26 protein-coding genes and 1 tRNA gene are annotated in these 26949 nt (G+C 71.1%); 5 read left to right on the top strand and 22 right to left on the bottom strand.

Annotated features, from left to right (window positions below):
• Window positions 1–47: 47 nt before the first annotated feature.
• Both F4560_RS34300 and F4560_RS34295 read right to left on the bottom strand, forming a co-directional pair.
• Window positions 48–1730, bottom strand: a complete 1683-nt coding sequence (locus F4560_RS34300) for an MDR family MFS transporter (RefSeq protein WP_184927214.1) — start codon at window positions 1728–1730, stop codon at window positions 48–50.
• Window positions 1730–2245: a MarR family winged helix-turn-helix transcriptional regulator gene (locus tag F4560_RS34295; protein WP_184927212.1), complete on the bottom strand. Its 516-nt coding sequence runs from the start codon at window positions 2243–2245 to the stop codon at window positions 1730–1732. The genes F4560_RS34300 and F4560_RS34295 overlap by 1 nt, the downstream gene beginning before the upstream one ends.
• A 126-nt stretch (window positions 2246–2371) precedes the next feature.
• On the opposite strand from F4560_RS34295, the gene F4560_RS34290 reads away from it, so the two are divergent.
• Window positions 2372–2824: a DUF4442 domain-containing protein gene (locus F4560_RS34290; RefSeq protein WP_184927210.1), complete on the top strand. Its 453-nt coding sequence runs from the start codon at window positions 2372–2374 to the stop codon at window positions 2822–2824.
• 51 nt (window positions 2825–2875) lie between these two features.
• Here the strand turns inward: F4560_RS34290 and F4560_RS34285 are convergent, their stop codons facing one another.
• A complete protein-coding gene (locus F4560_RS34285; RefSeq protein ID WP_184927208.1) occupies window positions 2876–3313 on the bottom strand; it encodes an uL11 family ribosomal protein in 438 nt (145 codons plus the stop codon).
• A gap of 96 nt (window positions 3314–3409) precedes the next feature.
• On the opposite strand from F4560_RS34285, the gene F4560_RS46740 reads away from it, so the two are divergent.
• The gene (locus F4560_RS46740) at window positions 3410–3514 is read left to right on the top strand and encodes an excalibur calcium-binding domain-containing protein (protein ID WP_184927206.1); all 105 of its coding nucleotides are present in this window, start codon (window positions 3410–3412) and stop codon (window positions 3512–3514) included.
• Window positions 3515–3541: 27 nt separating this feature from the next.
• Complete coding sequence (locus F4560_RS34275) at window positions 3542–4492, top strand: TIGR03617 family F420-dependent LLM class oxidoreductase (RefSeq protein WP_184927204.1); 951 nt, start codon at window positions 3542–3544, stop codon at window positions 4490–4492.
• Here F4560_RS34275 and F4560_RS34270 read toward each other — a convergent pair.
• Together F4560_RS34270 and F4560_RS34265 are read right to left on the bottom strand one after the other, a co-directional pair.
• A complete protein-coding gene (locus F4560_RS34270) occupies window positions 4479–4649 on the bottom strand; it encodes a hypothetical protein (RefSeq protein WP_184927202.1) in 171 nt (56 codons plus the stop codon). The genes F4560_RS34275 and F4560_RS34270 overlap by 14 nt on opposite strands.
• A 222-nt stretch (window positions 4650–4871) precedes the next feature.
• A tRNA-Thr gene (locus F4560_RS34265) sits at window positions 4872–4945 on the bottom strand.
• A gap of 125 nt (window positions 4946–5070) precedes the next feature.
• Between F4560_RS34265 and F4560_RS34260 the strand changes: the two genes are divergently transcribed.
• A complete protein-coding gene (locus tag F4560_RS34260; protein ID WP_184927200.1) occupies window positions 5071–6660 on the top strand; it encodes a hypothetical protein in 1590 nt (529 codons plus the stop codon).
• 17 nt (window positions 6661–6677) lie between these two features.
• Here the strand turns inward: F4560_RS34260 and F4560_RS34255 are convergent, their stop codons facing one another.
• The 8 genes from F4560_RS34255 to F4560_RS34220 form a co-directional block, all read right to left on the bottom strand.
• Complete coding sequence (locus F4560_RS34255; RefSeq protein WP_184927198.1) at window positions 6678–7877, bottom strand: DNA polymerase III subunit delta'; 1200 nt, start codon at window positions 7875–7877, stop codon at window positions 6678–6680.
• 20 nt (window positions 7878–7897) lie between these two features.
• Window positions 7898–9928: a bifunctional MFS transporter/dTMP kinase gene (locus F4560_RS34250; protein ID WP_184927195.1), complete on the bottom strand. Its 2031-nt coding sequence runs from the start codon at window positions 9926–9928 to the stop codon at window positions 7898–7900.
• An 83-nt stretch (window positions 9929–10011) separates the two neighbouring features.
• The gene (locus F4560_RS34245) at window positions 10012–10548 is read right to left on the bottom strand and encodes a hypothetical protein (protein ID WP_184927193.1); all 537 of its coding nucleotides are present in this window, start codon (window positions 10546–10548) and stop codon (window positions 10012–10014) included.
• Window positions 10549–10560: 12 nt separating this feature from the next.
• Window positions 10561–13362, bottom strand: coding sequence for a type I DNA topoisomerase (topA, locus tag F4560_RS34240; protein ID WP_184927192.1), 2802 nt, complete (start codon window positions 13360–13362; stop codon window positions 10561–10563).
• Window positions 13363–13488: 126 nt separating this feature from the next.
• Window positions 13489–14070, bottom strand: coding sequence for a hypothetical protein (locus tag F4560_RS34235; RefSeq protein ID WP_184927190.1), 582 nt, complete (start codon window positions 14068–14070; stop codon window positions 13489–13491).
• Between the two features lie 103 nt (window positions 14071–14173).
• Window positions 14174–14794, bottom strand: a complete 621-nt coding sequence (locus F4560_RS34230; protein ID WP_184927188.1) for a hypothetical protein — start codon at window positions 14792–14794, stop codon at window positions 14174–14176.
• A gap of 40 nt (window positions 14795–14834) precedes the next feature.
• Entirely contained in the window at window positions 14835–15422 is a 588-nt protein-coding gene (locus F4560_RS34225; protein ID WP_246477922.1) for a hypothetical protein, read from the bottom strand.
• A 114-nt stretch (window positions 15423–15536) separates the two neighbouring features.
• Entirely contained in the window at window positions 15537–17828 is a 2292-nt protein-coding gene (locus tag F4560_RS34220; RefSeq protein WP_184927184.1) for a sodium-translocating pyrophosphatase, read from the bottom strand.
• A gap of 227 nt (window positions 17829–18055) precedes the next feature.
• On the opposite strand from F4560_RS34220, the gene F4560_RS34215 reads away from it, so the two are divergent.
• Complete coding sequence (locus F4560_RS34215) at window positions 18056–20845, top strand: DNA 3'-5' helicase SftH (RefSeq protein WP_246477921.1); 2790 nt, start codon at window positions 18056–18058, stop codon at window positions 20843–20845.
• Here F4560_RS34215 and F4560_RS34210 read toward each other — a convergent pair.
• The 9 genes from F4560_RS34210 to ssd form a co-directional block, all read right to left on the bottom strand.
• A complete protein-coding gene (locus F4560_RS34210) occupies window positions 20815–21426 on the bottom strand; it encodes a bifunctional DNA primase/polymerase (protein ID WP_184927182.1) in 612 nt (203 codons plus the stop codon). The genes F4560_RS34215 and F4560_RS34210 overlap by 31 nt on opposite strands.
• A gap of 276 nt (window positions 21427–21702) precedes the next feature.
• On the bottom strand, window positions 21703–22035 hold the full coding sequence (locus F4560_RS46735) for an Rv3654c family TadE-like protein (RefSeq protein WP_376775433.1): 333 nt from the start codon (window positions 22033–22035) through the stop codon (window positions 21703–21705).
• 200 nt (window positions 22036–22235) lie between these two features.
• Window positions 22236–22577 carry a TadE family type IV pilus minor pilin gene (locus F4560_RS34200; protein WP_184927178.1) on the bottom strand — a complete coding sequence of 114 codons (342 nt, stop codon included), beginning with the start codon at window positions 22575–22577 and terminating at the stop codon, window positions 22236–22238.
• A complete protein-coding gene (locus F4560_RS34195; RefSeq protein ID WP_246477920.1) occupies window positions 22574–22711 on the bottom strand; it encodes a DUF4244 domain-containing protein in 138 nt (45 codons plus the stop codon). Before F4560_RS34195 ends, F4560_RS34200 begins: the two co-directional genes overlap by 4 nt.
• Window positions 22712–22775: 64 nt before the next feature.
• Window positions 22776–23330, bottom strand: coding sequence for a type II secretion system F family protein (locus F4560_RS34190; protein WP_184927174.1), 555 nt, complete (start codon window positions 23328–23330; stop codon window positions 22776–22778).
• A complete protein-coding gene (locus F4560_RS34185) occupies window positions 23327–24094 on the bottom strand; it encodes a type II secretion system F family protein (RefSeq protein WP_184927172.1) in 768 nt (255 codons plus the stop codon). Before F4560_RS34185 ends, F4560_RS34190 begins: the two co-directional genes overlap by 4 nt.
• Entirely contained in the window at window positions 24091–25221 is a 1131-nt protein-coding gene (locus F4560_RS34180) for a TadA family conjugal transfer-associated ATPase (protein ID WP_184927171.1), read from the bottom strand. The genes F4560_RS34185 and F4560_RS34180 overlap by 4 nt, the downstream gene beginning before the upstream one ends.
• A complete protein-coding gene (locus tag F4560_RS34175) occupies window positions 25218–25433 on the bottom strand; it encodes a hypothetical protein (RefSeq protein WP_184927169.1) in 216 nt (71 codons plus the stop codon). Before F4560_RS34175 ends, F4560_RS34180 begins: the two co-directional genes overlap by 4 nt.
• Before the next feature lie 13 nt (window positions 25434–25446).
• Entirely contained in the window at window positions 25447–26499 is a 1053-nt protein-coding gene (gene ssd, locus F4560_RS34170; RefSeq protein WP_281391970.1) for a septum site-determining protein Ssd, read from the bottom strand.
• Between the last annotated feature and the right edge of the window lie 450 nt (window positions 26500–26949).

Here is a 26949-nt window from a genome sequence, read left to right as displayed (position 1 = left end):
GGAGCGGGCCTCTTTCGTGTGAATCGGGTGTGCGAACCGGGCCTACGTCAGTGCATCGAGATCGGCGCGGACTCGTCCTGACCGTCCTTGGCCGCCTTGGCGTCCTGTACCCGCTCCAGGCCCGAGCGGTTCGACAGCGGGGCCTCCCGCAGGAACCAGATCGCCACGAAGCCGACCAGCGTCACCAGCCCGCCGACCAGGAACACGAGGTCGATCGAACCGGAGAAGCCGTCCAGGAACGGTCGGGCCAGCACCGGGTCGAGCGTGGTCAGGAACTCGGTGTTGTCCAGGTCGAAGTCGGTGCCGCTCTGCATGCCCGCGGCGAACTCGCGGTTCTCCGGCCGGGCCAGCGCGGCCTGGAAGTCCGGGTCGCCGGCCGCCGTGCTCAGCCCGTCGCGGATCTTGTCGCCGACCGTGCTGAACAGGATCGACAGGAACACCGCCGTGCCGATCGTGCCGCCGATCTGGCGGAAGAACGTGACCGACGAGGTCGCCACGCCCATGTCCCGCGGCTCGGAATCGTTCTGGATGGCCACCAGCAACGTCTGCATGCACAGGCCCAGACCCATGCCCATGAACAACATCAGCGCCAACGGCTGGTAGATCGGCGTGTCGGTGCCGACCGTGCTGAAGAGCAGCAGCACCACCGTGATCAACCCGAACCCGACGACCGGGAACACCTTGTAGCGGCCGGTCTTCGCGGTCAGGATGCCGCTCGTCGCCGCCGCCGACATGATCCCCAGCGTCAGCGGCAGCATCATCAGGCCGGACTCGGTCGCCGAGTACCCCTTGACGATCTGGAGGTACAGCGGCAGCGAGACCATGCCGCCGAACATCCCGGCGCCGAGCACGAAGTTGACCACGTTGCCGAGCGAGAACGTGTGCGACTTGAACAGCCGCAGCGGCAGCAGCGCCTCATCGCCCATGCGCTGCTGGACGAACACGAACCCGATCAGGCCGAGCACGCCGACGACGTACAGCGCGATCGAGGTGCCCGACGTCCAGCCCCACTCGCGGCCCTGTTCGGCCACCACGAGCAGCGGCACCAGGCCGAGGGTGAGCAGGGCGGCGCCGGCGAAGTCGATCCGGTGGTTCACCCGCTGGTGCGGGATGTTCAGCACCTTGGCCACGACGACCAGCGCGATCAGCGCGATCGGCACGTTGATCAGGAACACCCAGCGCCAGCCGGCCGTGCCGAGGAACGACTCCATGCCGGCGAACAGGCCGCCGACGACCGGGCCGGCGACGCTGGAGATGCCGAACACGGCCATGAAGTAGCCGGCGTAACGGCTGCGCTCACGCGGCGACGTGATGTCCGCCATGATCGCCATGGCCAGCGACATCAGGCCACCGGCGCCGAGGCCCTGCACCGCGCGGAACGCGGCGAGTTCGTACATCGAGTCCGCGATGCCGCAGAGCAGCGAGCCGACCAGGAACAGCGAGATCGCGGTCAGGTACAGCGGCTTGCGGCCGAAGATGTCGGACAGCTTGCCGTACAGCGGCGTGGAGACCGTCGCGGTGATCAGGTAGGCGGTGGTCGCCCACGCTTGCAGGGTCTGGCCGTGCAGCTCGTCCGCGATGGTCTTCATGGCCGTGGCCACGATCATCTGGTCGAGCGCGGCCAGGAACAGCCCCAGCAGCAGACCCGAAAGGATGGTCAGGATCTGCCGGTGGGTGAGCAGGGCGGCGCCGGGTGGCGGCGCGTCCGCTCGGGTTGTCGTCTCCGACATCACGTCTCCCCTTCGGAGCGCGGCCCAAGCCCGCTCTGGGTGATGAATTCGGGCAGCGCTTTCTCGTAGTCCCCCACGAAGCGCTCGAAGTAGTCGATGAACCGGGCCCGGTCCTCGTCGGGCCAGTCCGTGAACAGGCGTGCCAGCGTCACGTTGCGCTGCGCACGGCGTTCGTGCAGCAGTCGGGCGCCCTCCTCGGTGACCGCCAGCACGCTCGCGCGGCCGTCCTCCGGGTCGGCCCGGCGCTCCACCAGGCCGTCCTTGACCAGGGTCGCCACCTGGCGGCTGATCGTGGACGGATCGGAGAAGACGGCCTCGGCCAACGCGCCGGCCCGCGAGGGGCCCATCTGGTTGAGGCTGGCCAGCAGCACGAAAGAGGCTTTGTCCAGGCCCGTCTTGCTCATGCTCGCGGCGACGCAGGCGTGCATCTTGTGCATGCGGACCAGCGCCATGCCCAGCCGATCGGCCAAGGCGATGTCTTCGGCCGTCGGCCGGTCACTCGGCGGGGTCACCATCGCACACTCCGTTGCTTGCATCAACCAACTAGTTGCTGAGTACAAGCATGCACCGGCGGGAAGGTGGAGGCAAACCAAATGGCGGTGACTCGCGTCTCGTGGTTACCGGTGAGTAGCATCGGTGCCATGAGCGCTGACTACTCGTTCGTCGCGGACGCGATGAAGCAGACCGTGCCCTGGGTGAAGACCGTGGGCGTGGAGTTCCTCGAAGTCACGGCGGACCGGGTGGTCGCCGAACTGCCGGACCGCGAGGACCTGCGCAACCACGTGGGCGGGCCGCACGCGGCGATGATGTTCGGCGTCGCGGAGACCGCGTCCGGCGCCGTGGTGCTCGCCGCGTTCAGCTCGCACATGGACAAGGCGACGCCGTTGGTCGTGCGGTCGGAGATCGCCTACAAGAAGCTGGCGCGAGGGCCGCTGCGCGCCGAGGCCGTGCTGGGCCGGCCCGCGGCGGACGTGGTGGCCGAGCTGGCGGCGGGCACCCGGCCCGAGTTCCCGGTGGGCGTGACCATCACCAACGCGGAGGGCGTGACGACCGGGGAGATGACCGTCGTGTGGACCCTCCGGCCGAATCGCTGACCGGGATTCCCCAGCACCGTTCAGTCCCACCACCGTTCGGATTTCCGCGGTTCAGATTTCCACCGCCACCCCCATCGAACGGGCGGTGCCGGCCACGATCCGCATCGCCGTCGGGATGTCGGCGGTGTTCAGGTCCGGGAGTTTGCGCTCGGCGATGGCGCGCAACTGCGCCGCGCCGAGCGTGCCCGCCGGTTTGTGCCCCGGCGTGCCGGAACCCTTGCCGGGCAGGCCTTTGGCCGCCAATGCCTTTCGGATGAGGAAAGCCGTGGGCGGGGTCTTCAGGCGCAACCCGAACGACTTGTCGTCCCGGACCGTCACCACCACGGGGATGACGTCACCGCGTTGACCTGCGGTGGCCTCGTCGTAGGCGCGTTTGACGCCGACCAGGTTCACGCCGGTCTGGCCGAGCACCTTGCCCAGGTCCATCATCGACGCGGCGCCGGCCTCCAGGTTGATCGTGATCTCGTGGGTCTTCTTCGCGGGTGCCATGCCGATGAACGTAGGAATTGACGTAACGGCAGACTCAAGCCGGTTTTCGCGGTGACGTGGGTAACACCCGGCCGGTGCGCGAGCGATGAGGCGCGCATGGCTGATTCCCCCGCAGGGCCGTTGGATTCCTGGCGCCGGCTCGCCGCCGAACGTCGGCCCGGCCTCGACCGGGATGGCGACGGGACCGCCTGCGAGAAGTAGCGGCCGACAGGTAGTAGAACCGTCCCCATGAAGGTGGACCGGCTGGAGATCGCGTACGACCCGACGACCGTGCTCGACGCCGCCCGCGCGGCGGAGGCGGAGGGGTGCGACGGCTTCTGGCTGGCGGAGACCCGGCACGACCCGTTCCTGGCGCTCGGCCTGGTGGCCACGCAGGTGGAACGGGTCGAGCTCGGCACGGCGATCGCCGTGGCGTTCGCGCGCAACCCGATGAGCACCGCCGTGCAGGCGAACGACCTCCACCTGCTGTCCGGCGGCCGGTTCAACCTGGGCCTCGGCTCGCAGGTCGAAGCGCACATCACCAAGCGCTTCGGCATGCCGTGGTCACACCCCGCCGCCCGGATGCGCGAGTTCGTGCTGGCGTTGCGGGCCATCTGGCACAGCTGGGCCACCGGCGAACGCCTGAGGTTCCGCGGCGAGTTCTACACGCACACGGTGATGACGCCGTTCTTCTCCCCCGGTCCCAACCCGCACGGCACGCCCAAGGTGTGGCTGGCGGGCGTCGGGGAGTTGATGACGGAGGTCGCGGGCGAGGTCGCGGACGGGTTCCTGTGCCACAACTTCACCACCGAGCGCTACCTGCGCGAGGTGACGCTGCCGGCGTTGGCGCGGGGTCGGGCGAAGGCCGGGAAACCGTTGGCGGGCTTGGAGATCAGCGGTCCGTCGCTGGTGGCGTGCGACGAGGCGGCCGTGGTCGAGGTCCGGCGCCAGATCGCGTTCTACGGCTCGACGCCCGCCTACCGCAAGGTGCTCGAGCTGCACGGCTGGGGCGAGCTGCACGAGGAACTGCACCGGATGTCCCGGCGGCAGCTGTGGGACGACATGGCCGCCGCCGTCACCGACGAGGTCCTGGACGCCTTCGCCGTCGTGGGCACGCCCGCGGCGGCGAAGGCCGAGCTGATCCGCCGGTACGGCGACGTGATCACCAGGATCGCGGCCCCGGTCGTCAGGACCGGATGAGGTGCCGCCCGCTCGGCTCTTCCCGGACCCAGTGCCGGAACAGCTCCGCCCGCACCCGTGCCACGGTCCGCCGTCGAACCCACCGCCGACGTCCCACCCGCGCCGCGAGCACGGCCAACGGCAGCGCCAGCACCGTCGACACGATCATCGTGACCATCGCCCTCACCTCCACGGTGGCAACGACACGGTCGCTCAAGGCTGACGCCAACGGTGAAAAGGTCACTCCGATGGAGCAGCTGTTCGACGCCGTTCGACTACTCACGGCGCAACATTGCGGTGAGCGCGCGTCCCGGTAGGCGCCGACAAAGCCGGCAAGCCGACAGGCCGGCAAAGAAGAAAGGGACCAGGCCGGAAACACCGACCTGGTCCCGTCCCGCGGAGCCGCCTATCGGAATCGAACCGATGACCTGCTCATTACGAGTGAGCTGCTCTGGCCGACTGAGCTAAGGCGGCGAGACGCGACAACTATAGCCCAAGCTTTAGCCGTCACCGACCGGGGGCCGGGTCGTTAGACGAGGAGTGACGGGGCTCACGCGGCCGCCGCACGGATGCCGCCGCTGTCATGGAGGTCCGACCACATGCGCCTGATGGCCCTGCCCGCCGCCGCCGTGCTGGTCGCGCTCTGCGCCGCTCCCGCGTCCGCCCAGCCGACGACGACGCCGGTGCCCGGGCCGCGTGACCCGAACCAGCCGCCGGTGTCCGCGGGACCGGCCATCCAGGCCCACGCGATCGGGGACGCCGGCACCGGGTTGGCCGTGGTCAGGATCGCGCCGGACTCGACGCCGACCAACACGATCCTGCCCGGTTTCGGCGAGCGACTGCCCAAGCAGTCGGCGGCGGAGATCGGGGTCGGGCTGGCGTCGGCCCAGGCGAACACCGAGGCGTTCCTGACGTACGAGCGGGCAGTGGCTCAGGCGTCGCCGATGGGCTTCGCAGTGCAGGGCAGGGCTCCGCAGACCCCTGGCACGCTGGTGCAGACCGCGTCACCGGACAACGCGGCCCCGATCACGGGTGGCCTCACGCCGCCCGCCACGCCACTCGACACGCTGCTCAAGGTCGGTCTGCTCAACGGCAGCGTGCACGCCCGCTGGAACGACGAGCTGGGCCCGTGCGTGCAGCCGCTCGCGGACGCCAAGACCTCCGTCGCGACCCTCAGCGTGCTCAACGCCATCCCGACCCTGCCCAGCTCCCCCGACCTCACCGGCCTGCTCACCGGTGACACGCCGAAGCTCGACGCCGCGGCCAAGCAGTCCCTGATCGACAACGTGAAGCAGCTGAGCGCCCCGCTGAGCCAATTGGGCGGCCTGCTCTCCGGCACCCCAGACAGTGGCGCGAACGGCTCGCTGCTCAGCCTCCCGGAGACGCTCAGCGCGCACTCGACCGTCGAACTGGTCGACCTCCCCGGCAGCGCGAACAAGGCCGTCCGGTCCACGTCCACGCTCCAGGCCGCGAGCGTCCGCCTCCTCGCGGGCACGGCCGCGGAGATCCGCGTCGACGTGGTCAGCCAGCCGACGCTCGTCGCGCTCTCCACGGGCGACAAGGCCACCTCCGGGATCACGTACACCGCGCCGGTCCTCCGCGTCACCCAGGGCGGCAAGGAGTTGGGCACGCTCGACGCGGCCAACCCGAAGCTGGACGTCCCGATCGGCGTCGCCCCCGGCCAGAAGCTGCCGCTAGTCGGCGACCTGGCCCAAGGCCTGCCCTTGCTCGACATCGGCGTGCTGCGGCTCCAGATCGCGCAGCTCAACCAGAAGGACATGGTGATCGACGGCCCGCTCCAGCAGGGCGGTGCCACCATCAAGGGGTACATGCTCGGGGCGACCGCGCGCCTGCTCGACCTCCAGCTGCTGCCGACCGACGCCCTAGGGCTGCCGAACCTGCCGTCGGCGTTGGCGCAGGTGTCCCTGGGCGAGCAGATCGTGCGTGCGGCCGCCCCGAACGGCGGTGTGGTCTGCGCTCCGGTCCAGGCCCCGCCGGGGGGTGGCGGCCAGCCGGCGCCGCCGCGGAAGGACCAGCCGCTGGCGTACACGAACGCCGCGTACAAGACGATCCCGATCTTCTGGACGGGGACGGCCCTGCTGCTGATCGGCGTCGTCGTGGTGGCCGCACTGCCCACCCGCCGGCGTCCGGTGAAGACTGTCCGACCGACCGAGCCGCCTGCCGAGTAGAACTCGCCGAGTAGGAGTCAGCCGCGCTGGAGCGTGGTGAGCATGGCCTCGACGGCGATCCGCGGCTTCACGTTCAGCTCCAGCGCGGTCCGGCAGTTCAGCACGGCCTCCAGCCGGCGCAACGTCGACTCCGGCGTCCACGACGACGCGGCCGAACGGGCGTCCTCGGCCCGGTCCGGGTGGTTCAGCACGGCCGGCGCGCCCGACGCCGTCACCAGCACGTCCCGGTAGAACGCGGCCAGGTCGACCAACGCCTGGTCCAGCGAGTCGCGCTGGGTCCGCGTCGCCCGCGACTTCTGCCGCTTCTCCAGGTCCTTCAACGCGCCCTTGGCCCCGCGGGTCGCCGCGGCCGTGCCCTTGCCCGTGCCGCCGGCGCCCATGGCCATCTCCATCGCCTCACGTTCGGCCAGGTCACGGCCCTCGTTGGCGGTCAACGCGTCACCCTCGGCCGCCGACACGAGCTGGTCGGCACACGTGAAGATGTCCGCCGGACGCCGCAAGGCCAGCGGAATCCTCAACACCGCCTCACGCCGCGTCCTGGCCTGCTCGTCGGTGGCCAACCGCCGCGCGCGCCCCACGTGCCCGCCGCACACCGAAGCGGCCCACGACGCCACCTCCGGCGCGACGCCCTCGTACTCCAACGCCGACGCGATCGCCGCGACCCGAGGCGTGGCCAACGAGACGATCCGGCACCGGGACCGGATGGTCACCGACACGTCCTCCGGGTGGTCCGACGGCGCGCACAGCAGGAACACGGTCCGCTCCGGCGGCTCCTCCACCGCCTTGAGCAGCGCGTTCGCCGCGCCCTCGGTGAGCCGGTCGGCGTCGGTGATGATCACGACCTGCCACCGCCCGGACGTCGGCCGGCGCGCGGACACCTGCACCAGCGCGCGCATCTCGCCGACGGAGATCGACAAGCCCTCGGGGGAGACCACCCGCACGTCGGCGTGCGTGCCCGCAAGCGCCGTGTGGCACCCGGGGCACTCGCCGCAGCCGGGCCGGTCGTCGTCGGCGATGCACTGCAACGCGGCGGCGAACGCCCGTGCCGCCACCGAACGCCCCGAGCCGGGCGGCCCGGTGAACAGCCACGCGTGCGTCATCGCGCCCGGCGCGGGCGTGCCACCCGCCACGATCGACGCGGCTGCCTCAGCCGCCGCCGAGAACACCGCGACCGCCTCGGGCTGACCGACGACGTCGCCCCACACACCACGGTTCACCAGGCGACCGTACCGATCCGTCAGGACGTCTCGGCGACCGGCTTCGGCGGCATCCCGGCCCGCCGCGCGAGCAGCGGCACCACCGCCGCACGCACCCGTTCGGCCACCACGTCCTCGGGCCCGTCCGCGTCGACCACGACGTACCGCTCCGGGTCGGCCGACGCCATGTCGGTCAGCAGCTTCTGCACCCGCCAGTGGTGCTCGACCGTGTCCAGCGTGCCACCGGCCGCCCGCACCTCGGACGGCATCCGGTCCAGCAGCACGGTCACGTCCGGTCGCAACCGCCCGGTGGCCCAGTCGACCAGGCCTTCCATCTCGCGCGGCTCCACCGTGCCGGCGGCGCTGAAGTGCGCCAACGGGCTGTCGACGTACCGCTCCATGACGACCAGCAAGCCTTCGGCCAACGCGGGCCGCACCTCGCGTTCCACCACGTCCGCCCGCACCGCCGCGGCGACCAGCGCGTGCGCCCGCACCCCGGCCAGGTCGGCGGTGGACAGCAGGTTGCGCAGCCGCTGCTCGTCCAGGTCCGGGTCGGACGCCAGCACCACCTGCCGGCCGTTCTCGCGCAACGCCTGGGCCAGCCTCATGGCGTGCACGGACGTGTCCTGCCGGGTGTCGCCCTCGACCGCGATCAGCACGCCGGTGGTCCGCTTCGCCCGTCCGCGCAGCACCGAGAGCAGGTCGGAGAACAGCGGCTCGGTGCGCCGGTTGTCCATCTGCCGGTAGGCGATCATCCCGAGCAGCACGGCGATCAAGGCCGCGCCGAACAGCACCGGCCGGGTGCCGTCCACCTGCATCGGGTGGTTGAAGACGGTGATCGTGCGCTTCTGGACCAGCGACACCAGCAGCGGAGCGGCGGCGGCGGCGGCGCCCAGGACGATCTTGAGCAGCGACTGGAGCAGGGCCACCGTCCGGCCGCGCATCGCGTCCTCGACCTGCGCGCCCACGATGGTCAGGCCGGTCAGGAACGCCGTGCCCGCGGACGCGCCCACGAACGCCACCGCGATCAGCGCCACCCAGAGGTGCGGCGCCAACGCCACGAACACCAGGCTCAAGCCGGCGACCACGATCGTGACGCCGAACAGCCGGTCGTGGGGCAGCCGCCGGGCCATTCGCGGCGCGGTCGCCATGCCGATCGCCAGACCGGTGAACACGGCGACGAACAGCAGGCCGAACGCGGACTCGCCGCCGAGCAGCGAGTCCGAGTAGAGCGGTGCCGTGCCGATGACCGCGCCGGCCGCGGCGAACGCGCCGATCATGCCGATGACCAGGCCGCGGACCAGCGGCGTGCGGGCCGCGTACCGCATTCCGTCGCGCAGCATGGCGAAGAAGCCGGGCGCTTCGCCGTCCGCGCGCATCCGCCTGACGGCGGTGATCCGGCCGGACAGCTCCGGGATGCGGGTGGCGACCAGGAGCGCGGCGGTGAGGTACAGCGCGCCGTTGACCATGACCGCGATGGTGGCGATCCGGAACTCCAGGTCCGAGCTCTGCACGTGCAGGTAGCCGGGGATGCCGGAGATGATCGCGTAGAGGCCCGCGCCCGAGATGACCGCGATGCCGTAGGTCATCACCAGGCCGAGCTGGTTGGCCGTCTCCACCTGGTCCGGCCGGCGCAGCAGGTTCGGCACCGCCGAGTCCTTGGCCGGGATCCAGAGCATGGCGCAGCAGCCGACCAGGAAGTTCGCCACGAACAGCCACCACGCGGTGCCGACCAGGGCGATCGAGATGAACAGGCCGCCGCGCAGCACGTCGCAGACGACCATGATCTTGCGGCGGTCGAACCGGTCCGCCAGCACGCCGCCCAGCGGGGCGAACAGGATGCCGGGGAGCAGCTGCGTGAGCACGACGAGGCTGAGCGAGAAGCTCTGCCACTGGTAGCTCTCGTTCAGCATCTGCCGGACCAGTCCGGTCAACGCAAGGAGTGACAGCCAGTCACCGACGCTGCACAGGTAGGTGACACCCCAAAGCCTGCGGAACGGCCGGATCGCCAACACACTGCGAATCCGGTGGCTGGTCGAGGCCGCTGTGCCGCCGTCTTGGATGGTGCTCACCCCCGCCGATGGTGCAGGACGTAAGGGTAGCCGGGCCTATTCACCGTGATGACGCAGCCGCCATCCGGGTGACCAAAGCGAGATCATCTCAGTAGGTCGGCCACTGCTTGGATGATCTCACGCACCACGTTGACCAGCAGTCCGCTCAGGGCGGCCAGCAGCACCAGGCACCCGATCAGGCCGCCTTTGCCCTTCTTCCGCTCCTGCTGGGCGGGCGCCTGCGCGGGTTCACGGCGAGCCAGGCCGGGGTGGGGCAAATGGGCCGTCGGCTGACCGGGCACGACGTGCCGACCGGACACGTGCGGGCCGGTGACGTGCGGGCCGGACACGTGCGGGCCGGACACGTGCGGGCCGGCCGGCTGCCGGTGCGACTGTGCGGGCATCTGTGCGGGCCGCTGCGCAGCACGGGCCGGACGACGGGCGGCCGGCACCGACGGGACGTACGGCGCGCTCGGCGGCTGAGGCGGCGCCAACGGCGGCACCACGATCGGCGCCACCGCCTCACGCCGGTAGGGCTGCTCGCCCGTCACCAGGCCCGCGAGCGGGTCAGGGAAGGCGCGCGGGGGCGGTGGAGCCTGTGTTCCGTCCAGAGCCGCAGGGCCCGAGCCGAAATCGTCCACCGCCCACCTCCGCTAGCTCTTGGACTTCGCCGGAGCCTTCTTCCGCGCCGCCGGTTTCTTGGCCGCCGGAGCCCTCTTCTTCGTCGTCGGACCCTTGGCCCGCTTCTCGGCCAGCAGCTCGGCCGCCCGTTCGTCGGACAGGCCCTCGACGCTGTCCGACTTGCGCAGCGACGCGTTCGTCTCGCCGTCGGTCACGTACGGGCCGAAGCGGCCCTCCTTGACCACCATCGCCTTGCCGGACACCGGGTCCTCGCCCAGCTCCTTCAACGGCGGCGCGGCGGCGGCCCGACCACGCTTCTTCGGCTCGGCGTAGATCTTCAGCGCCTCGTCGAGGGTGACCGTGAACAGCTGGTCCTCGCTGGTCAGCGACCGCGAGTCGGTGCCCTTCTTCAGGTAGGGCCCGTAGCGGCCGTTCTGCGCGGTGATCTCCGCGCCGGTCTCCGGGTCCTTGCCGACCACGCGCGGCAGCGAGAGCAGCTTCAGCGCGTCGTCCAGCGTGACCGAGTCCAGCGACATCGACTTGAACAGCGAGCCGGTGCGCGGCTTCGGCGGCTTCTTCGTGCCCTCCGGCGCCTCCGGCAGCACCTCGGTCACGTACGGCCCGAACCGGCCTTCCTTGGCCACGATCTCGTGCCCGGTGACCGGGTCGTTGCCGAGCGAACGGCCTTCCTGCGGCGTGGCGAACAGCTTCTCCGCGATCTCGCGGTTCAGCTCGTCCGGCGGCATGTCGTCGGGCAGGTTCGCCCGCTGCGCGGTGACCTCGCCGTCCGGCCCCTGCGCCTCGCGCTCCAGGTAGGGCCCGTACCGGCCGACCCGCACGAAGACCGTGCGGCCCTCCTCGTCGGGGAACAGCGGGATGGAGTTGACCTCGCGGGCGTCGATCGCCTCGACGCTGGAGCCGACCAGCTTCTTCAGCCCGCCGGACCGGCCGACCGACGACTCCGGGCCGACGTTGCCGCCGAAGTAGAACCCGGACAGCCACGTGGTCCGCTCCTGGCGACCGGCGGCGATGCCGTCGAGCTCGTCCTCCAGGGCGGCGGTGAAGTCGTAGTCCACCAGCCGGCCGAAGTGCTGCTCCAGCAGCCCGACCACGGCGAACGCCACCCAGGACGGGACCAGCGCGGAACCCTTCTTCCACACGTAGCCGCGGTCCTGGACGGTGCTGATGATCGAGGCGTAGGTGGAGGGCCGGCCGATGCCCAGCTCTTCCATCGTCTTGATCAGGCTGGCCTCGGTGAACCGCGGGGGCGGCGACGTCGAGTGGCCGTCCGCGGCCAGCTCCGCGGCCAGCAGCGCCTGGTCCTTGACCAGCTGCGGGAGGCGGGACTCGGCGTCGTCGGACTCGCCGCCGGCCTCCGAGTCGACCGTCTCCACGTACGCCTTGAGGAAGCCGGCGAACGTGATCGTGCGGCCGGAAGCGGCGAAGGTGACGTCCTCGCCGCCAGCCCCGGCGGAGCCGGAAGTTCCACTCGGGCGGGTGGGTTGGGTGGTGCCGGAGATGCGGACGGACGTCGTGTTGCCGCGGGCGTCGGCCATCTGGCAGGCGATCGTGCGCTGCCAGATCAGCTCGTACAGCTTGAACTCGTCCGACTCCAGCTCACGGGCCACCTCGCCGGGGGTGCGGAACACCTCGCCGGCCGGGCGGATCGCCTCGTGTGCCTCCTGCGCGTTCTTGACCTTGCGGGTGTACTGGCGGGGCTCCTTGGGCACGAACTGCGAGCCGTACAGCTCGGTGGCCTGTGCGCGTGCCGCCGTGATCGCCGTCTCCGACAGCGTCGTGCTGTCGGTGCGCATGTAGGTGATGTAGCCGTTCTCGTACAGCTTCTGCGCGGTGCGCATGGTCCGGTCCGCGGAGAAGCGCAGCTTGCGGCCCGCCTCCTGCTGGAGCGTGGACGTCATGAACGGCGGGTACGGCTTGCGGGTGTACGGCTTCTCCTCGACCGAGGAGACCTTCATCGTGGCGTTGACCAGGCCGTCGGCGATGGCCCTGGCCTGCGCTTCGTCCAGCACCCGGACGTCCGAAGCGGCCTTCAGCCTGCCGTCGGAGCCGAAGTCGCGGCCCGTGGCGAGACGGGTGCCGTCGACCGCGATCAGGCGGGCGCCGAACGTGCCCGGGGAGGCGTCCTTGCCCGCGTCCATGGTCGCGGAGACGTCCCAGTACGAGGCGGTGACGAACTTCATCCGCTCGCGTTCGCGCTCGACCACGATCCTGGTCGCCACGGACTGCACCCGGCCCGCCGAGAGCTTCGGCATGACCTTCTTCCACAGCACCGGGCTGACCTCGTAGCCGTAGAGGCGGTCGAGGATGCGGCGGGTCTCCTGGGCGTCGACCAGGTCCTGGTCCAGGTCGCGCGGGTTCGCGGCGGCGGCGAGGATCGCGGGCTCGGTGATCTCGTGGAACACCATCCGCCGGACCGGGACCTTCGGCTTCAGCGTGTCCAGCAGGTGCCAGGCGATGGCCTCGCCCTCACGGTCGCCGTCTGTCGCGAGGTAGAGCTCGTCGACGTCCTTGAGCAGCTCTTTCAGCTCCGCGACGGTCGCCTTCTTGTCCGGCGTGACGACGTACAGGGGCTCGAAGTCGTGGTCCACGTCGACACCGAGGCGCGCCCACGGCATGCCCTTGTACTTCGCGGGCACGTCGGCGGCGCCCCGGGGGAGGTCCCGGATGTGCCCCTTGGATGACTCCACGACGAAGTCGCTGCCGAGGTACGACGCGATTTTCCGCGCCTTCGCGGGCGACTCGACGATCACCAACCGTCGATTTCCGCTCGCGGATCCCCCGTTTGTCTTCCTCGCCCGTGTCGATCCAGCCACGCCGTCCCGCTCTCTTCGAACACTGTGTCCCGACCCGCCAGTGTGCACTGTCCTTTGTCGCCGCTGGGCAGCCCTGGTCGGGACAGGGTGACACAACTGTGCCTGATCTTCCGTCAAGAGGACGCGCTACGCAGCCGGCCAGGTGCGCTCGGCGACGCCCCGCGGCGCACGTCCGACCAGCTCGGCGAGCCGTTCGAGCCGCCGTCTGCCGACGACACGCAGCGCCGGTCCCCCCTCTTTCCCGGTCCAGAGTGTCGAGGGGAGGCCCGACGTGGCCAACGCTTTTCGCAACGCTTCGTGGGTGTCCGGTGATTCCGGGTCGAGCCCGAGGAAGTACCCGGTCTCCACCCAACGCCCGGATGCCAGCGCCCAGAGCCGCAGCGCGCCGCCGTCGAGCGTGAAATCGGCGGGGACGACCTTGCGGGAACCGTCAAGCCACTGCCCGGCCAGGCCGGTCAGGTCGATCCGGAAAGCGGTCGTGACCTGCACGGACCCGTCCTCGTCCAGGTCGGTCCTGGCCTGCACGCCACGCTCGGCCAACGCCGCCGCGACAGCCGCGGCACGGCAGTGGGTGTCGACCGTCACCGACACCCTGGCCGCCCGGCCGCGGGCGAAGCCCAGCGCCTGGCCGGGCCCGCACAGCAGGCCCGCCAGGTCACCGACGCAAGGCTGTCGCGCCTCGGCCGAGAAGAAGGACAGTTGCCCCACGGACAGGCAGCGTAGAACACACGTTCGACCACGGCCAGTCTCCGAAGGGCTGAACCACGCGCCCCAACGGCCTCATGCGTCTCAACGGCACCCGAACCGCAGGTCAGCCGCCGAGGCCCTTGAGCGTCTCGGACAACGCCACGCACTCCGGCGCCTGCTTGAACGCCGCGGCGAGCTCCGGGTCCTCCTGGAGCTTCTTGATCTGCTCCTGGAGCTTGGACGGGTCGGCCTGGTCGCCACCCAGCTTCTCCAGCTTGGCGGAGAACTCCGGGTCGGCCGGGTCGAGCTTCGTCAACTCGGCGTTGACCTCGTTCGCCGTCTTGCCCGAGTCGGTGAAGAACTTGACCAGCTCGTCGTGCAGCTCCTGCGCGTCGGCCGACGGCGCGCCGAGCGCCGCCAGCTTCTCGCCCGCCTCGGACATCGACTGGCCGGCCTTGCCGCTGTAGTCGAGCAGCGCGGCCTTCTGCACGGCAGGGTCCTCCGCGCCACCCTCGAACATGGCCTTGAGCAGGGTCATCACGCCCTCGATGGTCGGGCCCATGCCCTCGCAGAACGTGCCGGTCCACTTGACCGGGTCGGCGTTGGCCGCCGCCGTCGCGGTCGTGGTGGCGGCCGTCTTCGACGAGCCCGAGGACGACGACCCGTCGCCACCGCACGCGGCGGTGACGAGGACCGCGGCGAACACGCCCGCCAGCCCGGCTCGGCACTTGAAGCTGCGCTTCACAAATCCCCCCGGAGGAGTCGAAAACCGAAGGGGCAACCTACTACGACGTAGGCGCCGCGGGCTCCGAGGGAGCGACCGTCTTCAGGTCCTGGCAGCTCGCCGCCTTCTCGGACGCCTCCATCAGCTCCGGGAGTGCCTCCAGCTGCTTCAAGGGCGTGACGAAGTCCTCCAGCCGCTTGATGGCCTCACCGGCCGCCTGCAACCCGCCCACGGAGTCGTTCGCGTCCGCCGCCTCGGTGGCGACCTTCGCGTCGCTGAAGTTCTTCGAGATGTCGGCGAACGTCGCCGCCATCTTCTCCACCTGCTGGTCACCCCCGGCCACCGGCGACGGCCCGACCGCGCGCAGCTGGGTCGCGGACTGGGCGTACGCGTCGGCCATCTGGCCCAGGTACGTGCCCATCTCGGCCTTGAGCTTCGCCGGGTCGGTCCCTTCCAGCGTCGGCGGCGTCTTCTGCACCTTGCTGAACGCCGCGGCGGCAGTGCAGACCTTGTCGGCGTACTCGACGGCCGCGGCGTCCGACGGCGAGGTGGACGCTGTCGTGGGGGTGGTGGTGGTGTCACCCCCGGATCCGCACCCGGTCACCGTCACGACCAGTGCGGTCGCGGCGATCAGCGGCAGAAGTCTCATGAGGGTGCTCCCGTTAGTCCTGGTCATCACGTCCAGTGTGCACCCACTTGGCCTAGGCCGACCAAGCGAAGGCGGGACGCCCCCCGACCGGGACGTCCCGCCTTCACCTCAGCCTCACGCGGAGGTGGTCGCCTCCGCCGGGGCGTCCGCGATGGCCGTGCCGCGCCGCTTGGACACGATCACGGCCGCCACGATGACCGCCACGGCCACGAACGCGATCGCGTACCGGACACCGGCCGACGCGTCGGCGCCGACCGAGAAGCCCACGATGGCGGGCGCGATCAGCACCGAGACCAGGTTCATCACCTTGAGCAGCGGGTTGATGGCCGGACCGGCGGTGTCCTTGAACGGGTCGCCGACCGTGTCGCCGATGACGGTGGCGGCGTGGGCGTCGGAGCCCTTGCCGCCGTGGTTGCCGTCCTCGACCAGTTTCTTCGCGTTGTCCCAGGCGCCACCGGAGTTGGCCAGGAACACCGCCATCAGCGTGCCGGTGGCGATCGCGCCGGCCAGGTAGCCGGCCAGCGGGCCGACACCGAGGCCGAAGCCCACCGCGATGGGCGCCATCACCGCGAGGAGGCCGGGGGTGGCCAGCTCGCGCAGCGAGTCCCTCGTGCAGATGTCGACCACGCGGCCGTACTCGGGCTTGACCGTGCCGTCCATGATGCCGGGGTTCTCGCGGAACTGGCGGCGCACCTCGAACACGATCGCGCCCGCCGCACGGGTCACCGCGTTGACCGCGAGGCCGGAGAACATGAACACCACGGCCGCGCCGATGATCAGGCCGACCAGCACGTTCGGCGCGAACGTGACGAAATCGAGGTCGTTGAACTCGCTGCCCACGCTCTTCAGCGCCTTCTCGATGGCGTCCTTGTAGGAGCCGAAGAGCGCGGTCGCCGCGAGCACCGCCGTGGCGATCGCGATGCCCTTGGTGATGGCCTTGGTGGTGTTGCCCACCGCGTCGAGCTCGGTGAGGATCCGCGCGCCATCGCCGTCCACGTCGCCGGACATCTCGGCGATGCCCTGCGCGTTGTCGGAGACCGGGCCGAACGTGTCCATGGCCACGATCACGCCGACCGTGGTCAGCAGACCGCAACCGGCCAGCGCGACCGCGAACAGCGAGACGATCACCGAGCCGGACAGCAGGAACGCGCCGTAGACCGCGCCGCCGATGACCAGCGCGGTGTAGACCGCCGACTCGAAGCCGACCGAGATACCGGACAGGATGACGGTCGCCGCGCCGGTGAGCGACGTGCGGCCGACCTCCTTGACCGGCTTGTGCTCGGTGCCGGTGTAGTAGCCGGTCAGCCACAGGATGACGCCCGCCAGCACGATGCCGATGATCACCGCGATGGCCGCGATGAGGGCCGGGTTGCCGGGAGTCGCCGCGACGGCGCCGTCCACGCCCTGAAGGCTCGCGAACGAACTCGGCAGGTAGACGAACGCGGCGATCGTGCACAGCACCGCCGAGATCACCGCCGAGATGTAGAACGATCGGTTGATCGCGGTCAGGCCGTTCTCGCCGGTCCGCGCCTTGGTGATGTAGACGCCGATGACCGCGGTGAGCACGCCGATCGCCGGAACGATCAGCGGGAACAGCAGGCCCTTCGCGCCGAACGCGGCGGTGCCGAGGATCAGCGACGCCACCAGCGTGACGGCGTAGGACTCGAACAGGTCCGCGGCCATGCCGGCGCAGTCGCCGACGTTGTCGCCCACGTTGTCCGCGATGGTCGCGGCGTTGCGCGGGTCGTCTTCCGGGATGCCCTGCTCCACCTTGCCGACCAGGTCCGCGCCGACGTCGGCGGCCTTGGTGAAGATGCCGCCGCCGACCCGCATGAACATGGCGAGCAGGGCGGCGCCGAAGCCGAAGCCCTCCAGCACCCGCGGCGCCTGGCCGACGTAGACGAACACGACCAGCGCCGCGCCGAACAGGCCGAGCCCGACGGTGAACATGCCGACCACGCCACCGGTGCGGAACGCGATCCGCATGGCCTTCTCCCGGCCGCCGGTCTCCCTGGCGGCGGCGGCGACGCGCACGTTCGCGCGGGTCGACAGCCACATGCCGAGGTAGCCGATGATCGCCGAGAACACCGCGCCGACGATGAAGAACAACGACCTGCCGATGCGCTCCCCCGTGTCTTCGGCGGGGAGCGCGAACAGCAGCACGAACACGACGACGACGAAGATGCCGAGCGTTCGGAACTGCCGGTTGAGGTAGGCCGCTGCGCCCTCCTGGACCGCTTTGGCGATGTCCTGCATCTTGGAGGTGCCCTGGCCCGCGGCCAGTACCTCCCGGAGCAGCACATAGCCCACGGCCAGGGCAGCCAGGGCGACCGCGGCGACCACGGCCACGAGGCCGCGATCACCTCCGGAGAGCTCTAGGCCCTCCGCGAGGAAATGCCGGGACATCCGTCCTCCTGGTGAGTTTTCCAAGCCCAATGGCAGGGCCACCCCGCGGTGTGGGGCGGGTCACTCACGCGACTGTCTACCCCGACACAACGTGATGCACCCCTCATTGGATGCGATAGCGGCGGAGTCTATTCATAGACCGCAAGTAGGCAACAACGCGTCCCGATCCGTGCACACACCGTTATCCACACAGGCAGTTTTAACTGACCATGGTCCGGTGTCCCGCCATGAGACGGGTGCTGTCGGTGGGGTGTGCGAAGCTGCGCCTCGTGGCGAACCAGGGACGTCGTTTGCTGGACCGGGTCCTCGCCGGAGTTCCGGCGGGCGAATCGCCGTTGACGCACATCGAAGACCAACCGGCGCGTCCGGCGCAGCCCGTTCCGTGGCCGTCGTGGGCGGCCCCTCCGGTGGTGTCCGCGCTGGTCGAGCGGGGTGTGGCGGAGCCGTGGCGGCACCAGGCGGAGGCCGCTTCACTGGCGTGGTCCGGATCACATGTCGTGGTGGCGACGGGCACCGCGTCGGGGAAATCGCTGGCGTACCAATTGCCGGTGCTGAGCGCGTTGACAGTTGATCCGAAGGCAACGGCTCTGTACCTCTCGCCGACGAAGGCGTTGGGCGCGGACCAGTTGAGATCGGTGGACTCGTTGGGCGTGCCGGGCGTTCGGGCCGCGTCGTTCGACGGTGACACCCCGATGGCGGAACGCGATTGGGTGCGGGCGCACGCCAACTGGGTCTTCAGCAACCCCGACATGCTGCACCGCGGCGTGCTGCCGAACCACGCCCGGTGGATCAGGTTCCTGCGCCGGCTGTCGTACGTGGTGGTCGACGAATGTCATACGTACCGCGGTGTTTTCGGTTCGCACGTGGCGTTGTTGTTGCGGCGGTTGCGGCGGGTCGCCCAGCGGTACGGCGCGGACCCGGTGTTCGTGCTGGCGTCGGCGACGGTGTCCGATCCGGCGGCGTCGGCTTCGGCGCTGCTGGGGTTGCCGTGCGCGGCGGTGACGGAGGACGGGTCGCCTCGGGCCGGGCGGACGGTGGCGCTGTGGGAGCCGCCGCTGTTGGCGGAGTTGGAAGGCGAGAACGGCGCTCCGGTGCGCCGGTCGGCCGGTGCGGAGACGGCGCGGATCCTGGCCGAGCTGGTGGTGGAGGGCGCGCGGTCGCTGGCGTTCGTGCGGTCGCGGGTGGGTGCGGAGCTGACCGCGTTGGGCGCTCGGCGGCTGCTGTCGGAGGTCGATCCTTCGCTGGCTGCACGGGTCGCGGCTTATCGCGGCGGGTACCTGCCGGAGGAGCGGCGGGCGTTGGAGCGCGCGCTGTCGTCGGGCGAGTTGTTGGGTGTCGCCACGACGAACGCGTTGGAGCTGGGCGTCGACATCGTCGGGTTGGACGCGGTGGTGGTGGCCGGGTTCCCGGGCACGCTGGCGTCGTTCTGGCAGCAGGCCGGGCGGGCGGGGCGGACGGAGGACGCGGACGCGCTGGTGGTGTTCGTGGCGCGGGACGACCCGTTGGACACGTACCTGGTGCACAACCCGTCGGCGGTGCTGGACAAGCCGGTCGAGGCGACGGTGCTGGACCCGACGAACCCGTACGTGCTGGAGCCGCACCTGGCGTGCGCGGCGGCCGAGCTGCCGTTGACACCCGAGTCGCTGACCGCGTTCGGCGGTGACGCGGCGCTCGCCGTGGTGGAGGACATGGTCGCGCGGCGGGTGCTGCGCCGCCGACCAAACGGCTGGTACTGGACCGCGCACGACCGGCCGCACGGTGAGGTGGACATCCGCGGGTCCGGTGGCGAGCAGGTCGTGGTGGTGGAGGCCGATTCGGGGCGGATGCTCGGCACGGTCGACCACGGCTCGGCGTGCTGGCAGGTGCACTCCGGCGCGGTCTACCTGCACCAGGGCGAGTCGTACGTGGTGGACGATCTGGACCTGGACAGCGGTATCGCGCTGGTGCACGCGGAGAAGCCGGATTGGACGACGACGGCCCGTGACACCAAGGACATCACGGTCGTGCGGGTGCTGGAGCAGCGGTCGTTCGACGGGGTGACGGTGTGCTTGGGCGAGGTGGAGGTGACCTCGCAGGTCGTCGGGTACCTGCGGAAGCTGCCATCCGGCCAGGTGATCGACTCCGTGCCGCTGGCACTGCCCGCGCAGACGTTGGTGACGCGGGCGGTCTGGTACACGGTGTCGGCCGAATTGCTCGACACGGCGCTGTCCGGCGCGGAGCCGGCGGGCGCTGGGCCGTCGGACACGGGAGCGTCGAGCACGGGAGCGTCGGACACGAGAGCGTCGGACACGCGGGCGCCGAGCACGGGAGCGTCGGACACGAGAGCGCCGAGCACGGGAGCGTCGGACACGGGAGCGCCGAGCACGGGAGCGTCGGACACGGGAGCGCCGAGCACGGGAGCGTCGGACACGAGAGCGTCGGACACGAGAGCGTCGGACACGCGGGCGCCGAGCACCGGGGCGTCCAGCACAGGGCTGTCGGACGTGGGGCTGTCGGCCACGGGGGCATCGGACACCGGGCCGTCGAGCACCGGGCCGTCGCCGGGCGCGAGGTCGGGTTCGCGTGGCAGTGCGCCGGGGGGCGCCGGTCTGGCTCCGGCGCGCATCCCCGGCGCACTGCATGCCGCCGAACACGCGGCGATCGGCCTGCTACCGCTCTTCGCGACCTGTGACCGTTGGGACATCGGCGGAGTCTCGACCGCGCTGCACCAGGACACCGGGGAGGCGACGGTGTTCGTGCACGACGGTCATCCCGGGGGAGCCGGGTTCGCCGACCGCGGATTCGACGCGGTAGTCCCGTGGTTGGTCGCTACTAGGGAGGCCATCGCTGCTTGCGCGTGTCCGGCCGGGTGCCCGTCCTGCGTGCAGTCGCCGAAGTGCGGGAACGGCAACGATCCGCTGGACAAGGCGGGCGGGGTGGCCGTGCTGGACGTCGTGCTCGGGGTGGTCGGGGAGCAATTCCACGACGTCCGGCACGGCCGAGTCGATCAGGACCGGTCGGCGGCGACCAGGCCGTAGTCGGGGGTGGGGTTCGCGGCCTGGACGAGGGCGTCCCGGACCACGCGCGCGTGCGGCAGGTGCCACGCGCAGATCTGCGGCTTGACCCGCCAGTGCACGACGCCGACGTCGCACGGGCTCGGCGGCAGCGGGACGTACTCGCCCTTGCCGTAGTGCCTGACGTCCGCGTCGGTGTCCGTGCCCGCGGCGCTCGCGCCGGAGGCGACCAGGAACATCCAGCGGCCCGCCGGGGTCGCCACGATCGGCACCGGGATGCCGGTGGCGCGCAGCTCGACCGCGGCCCGTCGGCCGAGGTCCGCGCTCACCTCGATGGCGTCCACGCCGTGGCCGGTGGCCAGCAGGATGCTGTAGGAGTGGCCCGTCCACCAGGTGGCGACCTGCTCCGCCTTGGTGCCGATGCGCTCCTGCCAGTCGCGGTGCACCGGCGTCGGGCCGTCGTCCTCGACCCCGTCGCGCCCGGCCCACTGCTCGCCCGCCGGATAGGTGCCCGGCAGCACAGGCCACCCGTGCCACGCGAGGTTGACCGCCTCTGCGCGCAGCTCGATGCGGAAGGCCCCGCGCCAGCTATCCGACCACTCCATCTTTCGTCGCCTCCTGCTTGCGATCAACGACACCGTGTCGCGTGTTGTTCGACACCGTGTCGGTGCCGCCACTTGAATTAACGACACGGCCGGGGGGTTTGGTAACCGCCTGTCGATAACTGGTCGATGTGGCCCGTTGAGCGCAGCAGGGCGGGGTGGGGCGGGGTGGGCAGCAGAACGCTGCGGTGGCCGTTCACCCGCCGTCAAGCCGCGAAACTGCGGCCGTGTGAGTCCGCTCACCGTCGGCGGACAACCGTTCGTCGCGGCACGAAGGGGTCATTCTTCAGTCGGACCTGCCCGTGCGCGTGCACTTGGCGCGCCGAACACCGAGGGCTCACCGGACACGATCACGGTCACCTCCCACCCGCTGACCTGGCACTCAGCCAGCCGGCCACCCATCCGCCCGACCACCCAAGCGGCCCTCCCGCAGGCGTAATCGGCCCCGGACACCAACTGCCCAGCCGCCGCCAACGCACCAAGATCAGCCGCCGCGGTCACCTGGTGTCTGCTCACAACCGCCTGACCCAACTGCACACCGACCACCACCAACGCGAACCACACACCAGCGATAGCCACCGCCACCACAGACGCCGAACCCCGGTCATCCACAGCCACTCCCGACTCCCCACCCGGCCCCGCCGACACCACCCCGGTCCCTCACCAGCACTCCCGCCCTCCTTCCCGAACGCCCACCCGGTCACCCAGCAGCCACCCCCGATCCCTCACCCGGCTCCGTCGACACCGCCCCCGTCCCTCGCCAGCTCTCCCTGCCCTTCCCGCGCGCCCACCCGGTCCACCCGGTCACCGGGTCACCCATCGGCCACTCCTGGCTCCAACACCGCGTAGGCACGAGCACCCAGCTCGACCCCGAGGCGCGTGATGGTGACCTCGACCCAAGCCGTGTCCCCCTCTCTTCGAATCACCCACCGCGCCCCTCGTGGCCCGATCTCCCCGACCACCCGCTCCGCTCGCGAGTCGTCGCCACGAGCCACCAACCGCGCAGCTTCACGTGCCGCGTCGGTGCACTGCACCTGCCCCACCACCGCCATGACGGCCGCGAGCCCGAGGGCCAGGACGAAGACCAACCCGCACACCGCCACCGCCGCCTCGACGGTCACCCCACCCCGGTCGCCCGCGAGCACACCGTTCACAAGCTCACCGTGAACGCCCGTTGCACCAGCCCTTGGAGGAGGCCGAGCGTCAAGTTCCCGGTGAGCACCGCGTAAAGGATCATGGCGAACGCGGCCGCCGCGAGCATGCCGATCGCGTACTCCACAGTCGACATCCCACTGTCATCCCGAAACACCTTGCGTACCAGCATCTTTCACTCCTCTGTCCACTATGGACTGTCACCAGTTCTTGCTGACGTTGCCGATCAGGCCGATCACCACGGGCAGCACGCCCAGGCACAGGAACGCCGGCAGGAAGCACAGCGCCAGCGGCCCCGCCACGAGCACCGCGGCACGTTGCGCACGAGCCTCGGCCTGGTCGGACACCTTCGCCCGCGCCTCCGTGGCCAGGTCCGCCGCCGCACCGGCCAGGGCCGCTCCCGAACGCGCGGTGCGGCGGGCCGCTCTGGCCAGCGGCGCGGTGTCCGGGTGGCGGAGGGCTTTGGCCCACGCGTCCACCGGGTCGGCGCCCAACGTCAGCAGGTCGACCACCTCCCGGAGGCGTTCGGCCGGCCCGGGTGGAACGCCGGCCAGCACGGCGTGCAGCGCACGCGCCACCGGCAGACCCGCTCGGAGGGCGGCGGCCAGCAGGTCCCAGGTCGCCGCCTGCGCGAACGGGTCCGCCGGTCCGGGTTTCACCTTGGGCTGACGCTCGCGCTTCGGCTTCAACCTCAACGCGGCCTTCGGCGGCGGCGGGAACACCAGCAGCGCCAAGGCGAACACCAGCAGGCTCACGCGATCACCTGCCTCGTCAGCCGACCGCTCCACCGCAACCCGGCACAGATCAGCACCGCTCCCGCCACCAACAGCACCTGCCCCGGCGCGGTGCCGGTCAGCACGGCCAGCGGACGCGCACCGCCCAACTCGCCGAGCATCACGCCGAAGAGCGGCAGACCGGCCAAGACAGCGGCGCCGGCCCGTGGTCCGGCCATGCGGGCGTGAACCTGCCTGGCGAACGCGCTTCGCCGGTCCAGATCCCGACGGACGGCCTCCAGCACCTCGGCCAACGGCACGCCGTGCACCGCCGACAGCCGCCACGCCCGCGCCAGGTGGCGGGCGTCCGGGAAGTCGGCGAGTGCCGCCTCCACGTCCCCACCGCGAGCCGACGTCGCCGCGATCGCCCGCAGGACCTCCGTCGCCGGTGGCTCCGCGTCCTCGGCCGCACCGACGGCGGCCTTGGCCGGGTGGGCGCCCGAACGCAGCTCGGCGGCGAACGCGCTCAGCCCGTCGGCCAAGGCCGTGGACGCCTTGAGGTGGTCACGCTGCTCGACGATTTCCCGGTAGGCGCGCCAGACGGTCGCGGCCAGCAACGCACCCGCGATCGCCCCGCCCACTCCCGCCAGGGCGCCCAGCGCCGTACCGGCCAGGACGGCGAGCGGCTGGTTGGGCTTCGGCCGCTTCCACCTCGGCTTCGGCCCCCGTTCGAGCCCGACCAAACGTCGTCGAGCCGCCGACGAGGGCAAGAGCAAGAGCGCGACTGCCAGCAGCAGGAAGCTCATGACAGCCCCACCAACGCCTTCAGCGCGCCGGCCCTCTCCTGCCAGCCACCGTCACGCCGCCACGCCGGCCGCACCAACAACTCACCGGAACGCCGTTCCAGCACACCGATCTCGGCCAGATGACGCGTGCCGTCAGCCGCACGGCGCACGTGCAGCACGATCTTCACCGCCGCCGCGAGTTGGCTGTGCAACGCGTGCCGGTCGAGCCCGCCCAGAGCGGCCAACGCCTCCAGCCGTGCCGGGACCTCGGCCGGCGAGTTCGCGTGCAACGTGCCCGCGCCCCCGTCGTGCCCGGTGTTGAGGGACGACAGCAGCTCGCACACCTCCGCGCCCCGGACCTCGCCGACCACGATCCGGTCCGGGCGCATCCGCAACGCCTGCCGGACCAGGTCGCGCATCGTCACCTCGCCCGCGCCCTCGACGTTCGGGCCGCGCGCCACCAGCCGGACGACCTGCGGGTGGTCGGGCTGGAGCTCCCCTGCGTCCTCCACGCAAACCACCCGCTCGTGGTGCGGCACGCAGCCGAGCAGGGCGGCCAACAGCGTCGTCTTGCCCGAGCCCGTGCCGCCGACCACCAGGAACGCCTGACGGGACACCACGATCGCGCGGAGCAGACCAGCAGTCGGCTGGTCGAACGTGCCACAGGCGGCCAACGTCGCCAGGTCGTGCACGGCGGGGCGCAGGACCCGCAGCGACAGGCACGTGAGCGGTGCGATCGGTGGCAGCACGGCGTGCAGCCGGACCGAACCGGGCAACCACCCGTCCACGTACGGCGCGGCATCGTCCAACCGCCGGCCGGCGGCCACCGCGAGCCGTTGGGCGAGCCTCCGCACGGCCGCTTCATCGGGGAACGTGACGTCCGTGCGACGCAGCCCGGTGAGGCCGTCGACCCACACCTGATCCGGCCCGGTGACCAGGACGTCGGTCGTGTCCGGGTCACGCAGGAGCGGTTCGAGCGGGCCCGCGCCGACGAACTCCTGGCGCAGCACGGTGAGCGCGCGCTGGACGTCCTCATCACCCAGCACCCCGCCGGCCTCGCCACGCACCGCCGCCGCGACGGCTGCCGAGGTCAGATCGGCACGCCCGTTGGCCAGACGCTGCCGGACCCGTTCCACCAGGTCGTTCACGGCCCGCCTCCTTCGACAACGCCTTGCAGCGCACGGGAAGCGCGCACTGCCAAGACCTCGTGCGCCGCTTCGACCAACGCAGCCGCCGACCCGCGCGAAGCGAGCACAGGCCGATCGGACAGGGACAGTTCGGCGAGCAGGAGCGTCGACAGCAGCACCGGACGACAGGTCCGGAACGCCGGCACCGGCCGGAACGCGGGATGGCGCTTCAAGGTCGGCCTGCGGTCACACGCCATGGAGCACCGCCAGGACTTCCCGCGCCGCCTTCGCCAACGGGCCGCGATCGGGAAAGCGGCCTTGATCGAGCGCCGTCGCCAGCCTCGGCTCCGGACGCATGGCCGTCAGCAGCGGAACACCCACCGCCTCCACCACCTGCGCGGTGGACAAGCCGCCCGGCGCCGGCCCTCGCACGACCGCGACGAGCGGCACGCCGCGCTCACCGGCCTGCTCGACCACCGTCTTCGCCGCCATGCAGGCCTTCACGTCCGCCGGCACCACCAGCACCGTCAGGTCGGCCCGGTCGAGCGCCGCGCACGCCGCACCGGTCAGTTGGCGCGGCACGTCGCACACGACCGTGCCACCGCCACGCCGGCCCGCCTCGATCACCGCCACGACCGCGTCCGGCTCGGGGCCCGGACCCGTCCGGCCGCAGGACAGCACCGTCAGGCTGCCGCGCCCACCCGTGCGACCGGGCAACGCCGAACGCAGAGCCGCCGCCGGAACACGCCCACCGGTCAGCTGCAACGTCGGCCACCGCAGCCCTTCCTGCCGTTCCGCGCCCAACGTCAGGTCCAGCCCACCGCCCAACGGATCGCAGTCGACCAACAACGCGTGCCCGCCGGCGGACAACACGGCCTGACCCACGGCCACCACCAGCACCGACGCACCCGCGCCACCACGCGCGCCCAGGACGGCCAGCACCTTGCCGTCACCGACCGGATCACCCTCGGCCGCGTCGGCCAACACCGCCCGCAGCCGATCGTGGTCCCCGGGCAGCTCCAGCACCTGCTCCGCGCCCAATGCCAGCGCACGCCGCCAAGTCGCGGGATCAGGAGGGCCGGCGCCGACGACGTGGACACCTGGTCTGCGCGGGAACCCCGCCGCCGCGCACGCGATCACGGCCTCTTCGTCCAGCACCACCGCCGGCGCGCCGTGCCACCGACCGCGCAACGCCGTCACGTCGACCACGCGCTCCACCTCGCAGCCGACGATCGCCGCCGCGTGCAGCACCTCGTCCACCAGAACCGCTTCGGCCACCAAGGCCACCGGTCGCTTCATCGCGTCCTCCCCGTCGTGGATCTACGGGTTCCACCGTGGTCAGCGGTGAGGAAGGACACAACGGTTCATGATCAAGATGTGGACAACCGGAGGGGTTGTGGACAACCGGAGGCCCCGAAAGCGGGCGCGAACGAGCCGTCACGGGCCGGACGCGGGCGCGACGCAAGAACATCGACGACTGATGCAAGAAGGGGTGCAAGTGCGCGGAGGTCCAGCGCGATGGCCCGGCAGAACCGACTCCGGACATGGGACGACCCCCGCCAGGGGGGAGGGACGGGGGTCGTCATTGGTTCAGTCCCGGGGGGTCGGACTGAACCTGTCCGGTCGAGCCGGACCCGTCTACTGTATCCCCACGGGACACGGTCATGCGTGTCTTCACGTTAGAGGGACACGGAAATTTCGGCGACCGCACACTCAGTTCGTAAACTGACGAACTAGTACCGGCGGCCG

Origin of the sequence: Saccharothrix ecbatanensis (genome assembly GCF_014205015.1) — a bacterium.
GTDB classification, from domain to species: Bacteria; Actinomycetota; Actinomycetes; order Mycobacteriales; family Pseudonocardiaceae; genus Actinosynnema; species Actinosynnema ecbatanense.
This window is presented reverse-complemented; position numbering and strand designations above follow the sequence as displayed.